At 36.6% G+C, this 8,703-nt stretch carries 9 protein-coding genes and 1 other annotated feature; of the genes, 1 reads left to right on the plus strand and 8 read right to left on the minus strand.

Annotation, left to right across the window (positions count from 1 at the left end; translation table 11 throughout):
- Window positions 1–127 precede the first annotated feature (127 nt).
- The 7 genes from bioB to KI369_RS00360 all read right to left on the minus strand — a co-directional run bounded on the left by bioB (window position 128) and on the right by KI369_RS00360 (window position 6,388).
- Window positions 128–1,126: a biotin synthase BioB gene (gene bioB / locus KI369_RS00330; RefSeq protein ID WP_212954702.1), complete on the minus strand. Its 999-nt coding sequence runs from the start codon at window positions 1,124–1,126 to the stop codon at window positions 128–130.
- Between the two features lies 1 nt (window position 1,127).
- Window positions 1,128–1,937 (minus strand): malonyl-ACP O-methyltransferase BioC, encoded by an 810-nt coding sequence (gene bioC, locus KI369_RS00335; RefSeq protein WP_212954703.1) that lies wholly within the window; start codon window positions 1,935–1,937, stop codon window positions 1,128–1,130.
- On the minus strand, window positions 1,903–2,643 hold the full coding sequence (locus tag KI369_RS00340; RefSeq protein WP_212954704.1) for an alpha/beta fold hydrolase: 741 nt from the start codon (window positions 2,641–2,643) through the stop codon (window positions 1,903–1,905). Before KI369_RS00340 ends, bioC begins: the two co-directional genes overlap by 35 nt.
- Window positions 2,640–3,827: an 8-amino-7-oxononanoate synthase gene (gene bioF / locus KI369_RS00345; protein ID WP_212954705.1), complete on the minus strand. Its 1,188-nt coding sequence runs from the start codon at window positions 3,825–3,827 to the stop codon at window positions 2,640–2,642. The genes KI369_RS00340 and bioF overlap by 4 nt, the downstream gene beginning before the upstream one ends.
- Complete coding sequence (bioD, locus tag KI369_RS00350; RefSeq protein WP_212954706.1) at window positions 3,793–4,521, minus strand: dethiobiotin synthase; 729 nt, start codon at window positions 4,519–4,521, stop codon at window positions 3,793–3,795. Before bioD ends, bioF begins: the two co-directional genes overlap by 35 nt.
- The gene (gene bioA / locus KI369_RS00355; RefSeq protein WP_212954707.1) at window positions 4,521–5,909 is read right to left on the minus strand and encodes an adenosylmethionine--8-amino-7-oxononanoate transaminase; all 1,389 of its coding nucleotides are present in this window, start codon (window positions 5,907–5,909) and stop codon (window positions 4,521–4,523) included. Before bioA ends, bioD begins: the two co-directional genes overlap by 1 nt.
- A gap of 122 nt (window positions 5,910–6,031) precedes the next feature.
- Entirely contained in the window at window positions 6,032–6,388 is a 357-nt protein-coding gene (locus KI369_RS00360) for a hypothetical protein (RefSeq protein ID WP_000726895.1), read from the minus strand.
- A gap of 140 nt (window positions 6,389–6,528) precedes the next feature.
- Window positions 6,529–6,749 (plus strand) — a binding site (T-box leader).
- 277 nt (window positions 6,750–7,026) lie between these two features.
- On the opposite strand from KI369_RS00360, the gene nhaC reads away from it, so the two are divergent.
- A complete protein-coding gene (gene nhaC / locus KI369_RS00365; protein WP_212954708.1) occupies window positions 7,027–8,400 on the plus strand; it encodes a Na+/H+ antiporter NhaC in 1,374 nt (457 codons plus the stop codon).
- A 49-nt stretch (window positions 8,401–8,449) separates the two neighbouring features.
- On the opposite strand, the gene KI369_RS00370 is transcribed toward nhaC, so the two are convergent.
- Window positions 8,450–8,703, minus strand: a 254-nt coding sequence (locus KI369_RS00370) for an LPXTG cell wall anchor domain-containing protein (protein ID WP_212954709.1), incomplete at its 5' end; no start/stop codon positions are given.

An 8,703-nucleotide genomic window follows, 5' to 3' on the forward strand; every position in this document is an offset into this window, starting at 1 on the left:
TTGGAAAATTCGTCCACCAAAATTCTTTTTTTTGCTCAAAAACCAATAATATCAAGCGTTCACCACTATTTATTACATTTTATTTACAAAAAAAGCAAACTCTTTTACAAGTTTGCTTTTTTCTATCTTATAATGCACATTCCTCAATCTCAAACCCTAAATCTTCAATCATACCCCAGTCTGCAGTCGGTTCTTGTCCAGCTGTCGTTAAGTAGTCTCCAACAAAAATAGAGTTCGCTGCAAATAAACCGATTGGCTGTACAGAACGTAAATTGATTTCACGTCCCCCTGAAATGCGAATTTCTTTCGTTGGGTTTACAAAGCGCATCATCGCCAGCACTTTTAAACATTCTACCGGCGTTAATTCTTTTTGTCCTTCAAGCGGCGTACCCTTTACAGCAACAAGGAAATTACATGGAATTGAATCTGCATCTATACGTTGTAATTCAAATGCAATTTCAGCACGCTCTTCTATTGTCTCTCCCATACCGAATATTGCGCCAGAGCATGGTGAAATACCCGCTTGTTTTGCTTTTTGAACTGTATCAACACGATCGTCATACGTATGAGTGGAGCAAATACTTTCATAATTATTCGCATGTGTATTTAAATTGTGGTTATAACGATGAACACCCGCTTCTGCTAAACGTCCTGCTTGATCTTCGTTTAAGAAACCTAAACAACAACAAATCTTCAACTCTGTCGTTTCACGAATCTCTTTAACTGCTCCAATTACGTGATTCACCTCTTTATCTGTCGGGCGACGACCCGATGCCACAATACAATATGTACCCGCTTTACGGCGAATTGCTTCATGTGCTCCTTCTACAATCTTTTCCTGCGTTAGCCATGCATATTTATCAATTGGTGCCTCTGAAATAATAGACTGTGAACAATATCCGCAGTCCTCAGGACATAATCCCGATTTCGTATTAATAATCATATTCAATTTTACTTTCTTACCAAAGTGATGATGGCGAATGATATAAGCAGCATTCATAATTTCTAAAACTTCTGTATCATCAGCTTCTAATATCGCTATCGCATCCTCTTTCGTAATCATTTTCTCTTCTACTACGTCATATGCAAGTTTTTTCCAATCCCTTTTTGTTTGTACTTGTTTCATTTCATCTCTTCCCCTCTTTTGTTATATGCATAAATAAAGCGTGATACGTCGCCATTATCCCTTCATTTTCCGTGAAGTCTCTTTCGTATATGCGAAGCATCGCACGAAGGAGTGAGGGACTTTGACAATATGATTCTTCATTACTATTGGTTGCTCCTACTTTTCGAATAGAATGTAGAAACTCCCTAACTTCTGTAAATCTTTCTATGTAACATGTTTCAGAAACATGTACATCCCCTGTTTCTATTTCACATATATGGCGCAACTGATTTTTCGAATAAAAGCGTTGCCCAATCGATGTTTCATTTTGTATATTTTTTTCTTCTTTCGCCCGCTGGAACGAAGCATGCAATTCTTGAAATGTTTCCTGTCCAAACGTTGAAAAGAGTAATATCCCATCTATAGACAAATGATGAAATAAATTGCTTATCACTTGTTTTAAATCATTTAGCCATTGAAATGTGGCATTTGAAATAATGACATCATACGTTTTTTCTAGTCGTAATCTTTCGATATCCTCACAGTAAAATGTTACATTGTTCACATTTTTTCTAGTTTTTGCAACTGCAATCATACTTTCAGCAAAATCAATAGCTGTAATATGTGCTTTTGGAAATAAATTTGATAATTGCTCTGTAACATATCCTGTCCCGCATCCCAGTTCTAAAATACGTATCGATGCGTTTGCACTATATCGCCGATTCAATGTAGAAAGTAATGAATGTGCCATCTTTTTTTGTACATTTGCATATTGATCGTAGGATACAGCTGCCACATTAAACCGTTTTTGTAGTAACGTTTTGTTTATCATGTCGTATCCCCTCTACAAATTGAATTATCTCATTTCCGCAATTTTCAAAATTCGTTGCACATAATGCGTGTCCAGCCTCATTTACTACCTTGAGCATGACAGTCTCATTCTCAGCCATACTACGCGCTGCAGACAATGGGCATATTACATCCTGCTCTCCATGAATAAGTAGTATAGGGACTTTAATTTCTTTCAGTTCTTCCCTCATATCTGTTTCTATTAAATAATCTAAACCTAATTGTAAAGACTGAATAGAATCACCTTTAAAGTGTTTTATCATATCTTCAAACCTTTTATTCTCTTTCAGCTCATTTTTCGTAAACATATTTTCATAAAACCGCTTGAGCGTTTCTTCTTTCTTTCTCGCCAAATTCTTTTTCAGCCGTTCTACATGTAAAGTATTCCATCCACTCGTATAGTCGCTCGTATTTGTAAATTTGGCAGTACCACCAATTAATACGATACCTTTTGCCTTAACCTTTTTATGAGCTTGAACTGCCGCTAATGCACCTAGTGACCAACCAACTAAAATTACATTTTCATCCTTTGCTACCTCTATTATTCGCCCCGCGAATTCACTTTTTTCTTTCACATTACGCCAATTGATACACTGAACAGAATACCCTTTAAAATACGGCAGAACTAAAGTCCAAACATCTTCTTCCATTCCCCACCCAGGAATAAAAATAATCTTTAGTTCTTTCATACTAAAAACCCCTCTTCTTTACCAATGCGTATAATATGCTGAATAGCCCAGTTCAAATCAGCTATTGTATGTTGGGACGTAACTGCAAAACGGATCCTTGAACTATGAACTGGAACCGTTGGTGGACGAATTGCAATTGCTGCAATACCTACCTCTTGCAATCTTTTACTAAACCGTAAAGCTGTTTCATTTGAACCGACTACAATCGGTACAATATGAGTTGAGCTATTCCCAATATCAAAACCAGCTTCTCGTAAATGGTCTCTGAAATATTCCCCATTCTCTACAAGTCTCTCTCTTCTTTCATTATCTTCTTTCACAATTTCAATTGCTTTTCGTACCGCTCCTAATGTTCCTGGCGGTAATGCCGTAGTAAAAATAAAGCTTCTCATCATATTTTGTAAATACTCTATATAAATTGCATCGCCTGTCAAATATGCACCATAACACCCTAAAGCCTTGCTAAACGTCCCCATGTGTATATCAATGTTTTGAGCAATATCTTTTTCTATATGAGATAATCCTGCTCCACCAATTCCATATATTCCACTCGCATGTGCTTCATCAACTATAATGATTGCCCCGTATTTCTCTTTCAGCTGCACTAACTCCCTCAAATACGCAGTATCACCATCCATACTAAAAACAGTATCTGTTACGATTAATTTCCGCTTTTCAGGAGATGCTGTTTTCAACAACGCCTCCAGATGATTTAAATCATTATGTCGATACCTTTTATGCTCTGCCCCGCTTAATATAATTCCATCAACAATGCTCGCATGATTTAATTTGTCACTAAACACAATGTCGTGACGACTGGCTAATGAAGAAATCACTCCAACATTTGCGGTATATCCACTATTTACAACCAATGCTTTTTCAGTGCCTTTCCAATCGCATATACTTCTCTCAGCCTCTTCATACAGTGAATAATTTCCTACAACAAGCCTTGATGCTGTCGCCCCAGTTCCATATTTTCTTGTGCATGCAATAGCAGCTTCTTTTAACCTCTCATCTCCAGCTAACCCTAAATAATTATTTGAAGCTAAATTTAGCATCCTTTTTTCATCTCGAATAAGCCATGTCTCTTCTGCTTGTTCTGTTACATATAAATTGCGATACTGCCCTTGCTCGTTTAATTGTTGCAATTTAGATTGAAGATGTGTGCGCCACGTTTGATTCATTTCGGATGAACTCCTCTAATTTTGAAATCATTATATATTCTTTAGCAGATTCCAAGACTTCTTCTTTTGTAAACTCACCTTCAAAGAATGGTAATAAACCTAAAACCGGTACCCCACTTAGCTCTTCAATCATTTCTTTATTTTCTTGTACTCTTTCTATTTCACATTCTTTGCAGCCAGATAAAATGACACCTGCTACCGTTAAACCATGTGCCTTTGCATAAGCAATCGTTAAAACTGTATGATTTACTGTTCCTAATGTAGGACGTGCTACTACAATAAGAGGAAGCTGTAATTCTTTTGCGAAATCAATTACTAAAGCGTCCTCTGTATACGGAACAGCTAATCCACCTGCCCCTTCTATAAGCAGACTATTAAACTCTTTCAATCGTTCATTATAGTGATGAATAATATCTTTTAACGTTACTGTCCTTCCAGCCTTTTTCATGGCAAGTCTCGGAGCAAGTGGCTCTTCAATAGAATACGGGCAAATTTCATCTTCTTTTGTCGGTACACCTGATAATGCCTTTAACCTTGCTGCATCTCCCTCTGGATTTGATGCAACATGTCCACTTTGCAACGGTTTATATACCCCGATGTTATATCCCAATTCTCTAAATACACCTGCCAATGCACCGGCAACGACAGTTTTCCCCACTTCAGTATCTGTTGCTGTTATAAAAAAACCGCTCATTATTCTCCCTCCGTAACATCCGAGATCGCTTTATACAAAATACGTAACATATCATCAATCTCATCAATTGTAGAAGCAAGAGGTGGCATAAATACAATCGTATTACCGAGCGGTCGCAAGATCATGCCTAGCTCTCTTGAGCGTTTACATACTTGAACACCGACTCTCTCTGTCCATTCAAACGCTTCTTTCTTTTCCTTATTCTTCACAAGTTCAATTCCAACCATTAACCCGCACTGACGAATATCCCCTACATGTTTATATGCAAAGAGTTCTTCTAATTGCGTCGCCACATATTCTGTTTTACGTGCCACTTCTTCTATTAAATTTGTTTTCTCATATAGTTCTAGATTCGCAATTGCTACCGCACACCCTAACGGATTCCCTGTATAACTATGACCGTGGAAAAATGTTTTTTGTTCTTCATAGCCTCCTAAAAAGGCATTATAAATTTCATCTGTCGTTACGGTGATTGCAACTGGTAAATATCCGCCCGTTAAACCTTTTCCGGCTGTTAAAATGTCCGGTGTTACATTTTCATGTTCACATGCAAACATTTTCCCGGTACGCCCAAATCCAGTTGCTACCTCATCTGTAATAAATAAAACGTTATATTTTGTACATAAATTACGTAGCCCTTTTAAGTATCCTTTTGGCATTGTAATCATACCGCCAGCACCTTGCATTAAAGGTTCTACAATAATCGCCGCAATTTCTTCATGTTTGTCTTTCAACAACTCTTCCATTTCTTCTAAATGATTCTTTACAATTTCTTCCTTATCATTCCCATAAGGAGAACGATATGTATATGGATAAGGCATTTTAATTGCTTCAAATAAAAGTGAACTATACACTTGGTGAAACAAGTCTATTGCTCCTACTGAAACAGCTCCAATTGTATCACCATGATACGCTTCTTTTAATGTAACAAATCTTTGTTTCTTCGGTTTTCCTTTATGCTGCCAATATTGAAAAGCCATCTTAATTGCAATTTCAACAGCGCTAGAACCAGAGTCTGAATAAAATACTTTCTTCAAACCTTCTGGTACAACTTCAATTATTTTTTCTGCTAATAAAATAGAGGGAACGTTAGCAAGTCCTAGCATAGTAGAATGGGCGATTTTATTTAATTGTTCACGAATTGCCTCATCTAGTTCCGGTACTTGATGCCCATGAACATTTAACCAAATAGACGAAACACCGTCCCAATATTCATTTCCATTTACATCGTATAGCTTTCTTCCCTCTCCACGTTCAATAATGACAGGATCTTCTTCTACATAATCCTTCATTTGTGTAAATGGGTGCCATACATAGGCTTTGTTTTTCTCCGATAACTCTTCATATGTATAAGATGGTTTGTCAGTCGTACTCTTACTAAAAGTCACAATTGTCACCCCTAATGTTAACTAGTTTATAAATACAGTTAACATTAAATCTAAATGACTGTCAATTATTTTTAAATCAAGTAGTTCTTAAAAAAGAACAACTTATCATACGATAAGTTGTTCTACTTTCCATGTTGTATCTTTCCAATTTCTAAAATAATCTCTTCATCTTTTTTTCCTTCTGTATCAATTCCAAGTTGCTTAGCATGCTCAATTAATAAATCATGACGCTGCTCAAATCTAGCCTTATTTACTTCTTTCGTAATTTCTTCTTTTGTTTTTCCATCCGTAGAAACCCCTAGTTTCGTAGCTGCTTTTTCCATCGACTTCTTCTCTTCCGTTTCTTTCGCTTTCTTCACTTCTGACTGCTGCATTTGCTTTTGCTTCGCCTGCTCTGATTCAGCTGCAAAAGCCGTGTAAATTCCAGCACTTCCGCCAATGACTAGTAAGGTGGTAAAAAGAATTATTTTTTTCTTCACTCTTTCCTCCCCTTTCAAATTCATTATAACGCACATTTTTTAGTGTTAAAACCTATCTCCTTTATTTCCCTAAAAAAATATTACACATTTTTATTGACATGTATGATGAATATATGATAAAAATTTAACTAACATCATATGAATCGGCATTGATAGGATTTAGTAGTATTTCGATTTCTGATTTCAGAGAGCTGGTGGTCGGTGCGAACCAGTACAGAGCGAATTATGAATTACCCCCTGGAGCTTCTTTTGCGAAACGTAAGGAGTAGTGAAAGACGGTTATAGACCGTTATATCTAAAGAGTGGTGAAACGAAACTGTTTCACAATTTAGGGTGGTACCGCGAATTTTTCGTCCCTGCATATATTGCAGGGGCGTTTTTATTTTATTAGCGCATATCATACGACCCTTTATTTTGTGATACATTCATTTCACAAGCTAGGGTGGTACCGCGATTTCTTCGTCCCTGCATAATTATATGCAGGGACGTTTTTTTATCCAATCATTTCCGTATCATATTGAAGGATCAACAATTACCGGTAATTTGTCACAAAATTCTAAATTTAAGAAGGAAATAAACAATATTGGCGAATTTTATATAAAAAAGAGCTATTTTAGATTACTTAGGAGGGGAAAACAATGGTTTCAAAAATTGAATCTGTTCTTTTAACATTATTTATCTTTTTCTGTATTGGCTTTAGTGTTATTCAATTAGAAGTTTCACCACACATCCCAATTTTATTTGGTATCGTTCTTTTATTAGCATTTGGATTTCTGAAAAAAATCTCTTGGTCTACTATGGAAAAAGGGATGATCAGTAGTATTTCAGCTGGTATTCCATCTATTTTTATTTTCTTACTTGTAGGCGTATTAATTAGTGTTTGGATCGCTGCTGGAACAATTCCAACTTTAATGGTATACGGCTTCCAGCTTGTATCTCCAAAGATTTTCGTTCCGACTGTTTTTGTTGTTTGTGCAATTGTTGGAACGAGTATCGGTAGTGCCTTTACAACTGCCGCAACTGTAGGACTTGCCTTTATGGGTATGGGTAGTGCTCTCGGATACGATCCGGCTCTAATTGCTGGTGCAATTATTTCTGGTGCATTCTTTGGAGATAAAATGTCTCCTTTATCTGATACAACAAACTTAGCTCCTGCTGTAACGGGTGTAGATTTATTTGAGCATATTCGTAACATGCTTTGGACAACAGTTCCTGCCTTCATTATTGCTTTTATCGCATTTTTCATTTTAGGTAGCGGATCTAGTGGAAACGTTGATTTCTCAGCATTTATTAATACACTAGAAAAAAATGCAACGATTTCTATCTTTACACTGATTCCAATTTTATTACTGTTCCTATTCGCATTTAAAAAGATACCCGCAGTTCCAACATTACTTGCTGGAATTGTAGTAGGGATCATTATCCTCTTTATATTTAAACCTAGCACTTCTTTAACTGATTTAATGAAAATTATGCAAGATGGTTACGTTTCTAAAACAGGTATAAAAGATATTGATAGCTTATTATCCCGCGGTGGCCTGCAAAGTATGATGATGTCAATCGCTCTTATTTTCCTAGCTCTTTGTATGGGAGGATTATTACAAGGAATGGGTATTATCACGCAGCTAATGAATATCATCTCTAGCTTCGTAAAAAATAGTACTCGCTTAATTATTTCTACTGCTTCAACTGCAATTGGTGTAAACTTCTTACTTGGTGAGCAGTACTTATCCATCGTATTAACAGGACAAGCATTTGCTAATAAATACGATGAAGTTGGTTTAGAACGTCGTAATTTATCACGTGTATTAGAAGATGCAGGTACAGTTATTAACCCGCTCGTACCATGGGGAGTAAGTGGGGTATTCTTGTCGAACGTCCTCGGCGTTCCGACATTTGATTACGTTCCATTCGCAATCTTCTGCTTAGCTTGTCCAGTCGTAACAATTATTGTTGGTTTCACTGGATTTGGCCTTTCATGGAAGAAAGAAAAAGCAGTAACAATTTCATAATATAATAAAAAGGATTACCTTAACCGGTAATCCTTTTTATATTTCTCGATTATCTATTTGCTTTCTTTCTTCTAAATAACAGAAGTAATCCCGCTCCAACAAAGGCCAAACCTGCCCCAATTGTAGAAACAACACTTGTACCTGTTTTCGGTAAATCACGTTCTTCTTTCTTTTCACTTACAGTTGTTGTTTCTTTTGAGTTTTGATTATCCGTTGTAGTTTGTCCAGATCCTGTATTATTACCTTCATCTGTTGGCGGTGTCGTTGGATTTCCTCCATTATTTCCTTCACCTGTTGGCGGTG

The sequence above is a fragment of the Bacillus sanguinis genome (assembly GCF_018332475.1).
In the GTDB taxonomy this organism is placed as follows: Bacteria; Bacillota; Bacilli; order Bacillales; family Bacillaceae_G; genus Bacillus_A; species Bacillus_A sanguinis.

Bases quoted from the DNA above. Each gene is read 5' to 3' on its own strand.
- bioB (WP_212954702.1), bottom strand. From the start codon at position 1,126: ATGAAACAAGTACAAACAAAAAGGGATTGGAAAAAACTTGCATATGAC.
- KI369_RS00340 (WP_212954704.1), bottom strand. From the start codon at position 2,643: ATGAAAGAACTAAAGATTATTTTTATTCCTGGGTGGGGAATGGAAGAA.
- bioC (WP_212954703.1), bottom strand. From the start codon at position 1,937: ATGATAAACAAAACGTTACTACAAAAACGGTTTAATGTGGCAGCTGTA.
- bioD (WP_212954706.1), bottom strand. From the start codon at position 4,521: ATGAGCGGTTTTTTTATAACAGCAACAGATACTGAAGTGGGGAAAACT.
- bioF (WP_212954705.1), bottom strand. From the start codon at position 3,827: ATGAATCAAACGTGGCGCACACATCTTCAATCTAAATTGCAACAATTA.
- nhaC (WP_212954708.1), top strand. From the start codon at position 7,027: ATGGTTTCAAAAATTGAATCTGTTCTTTTAACATTATTTATCTTTTTC.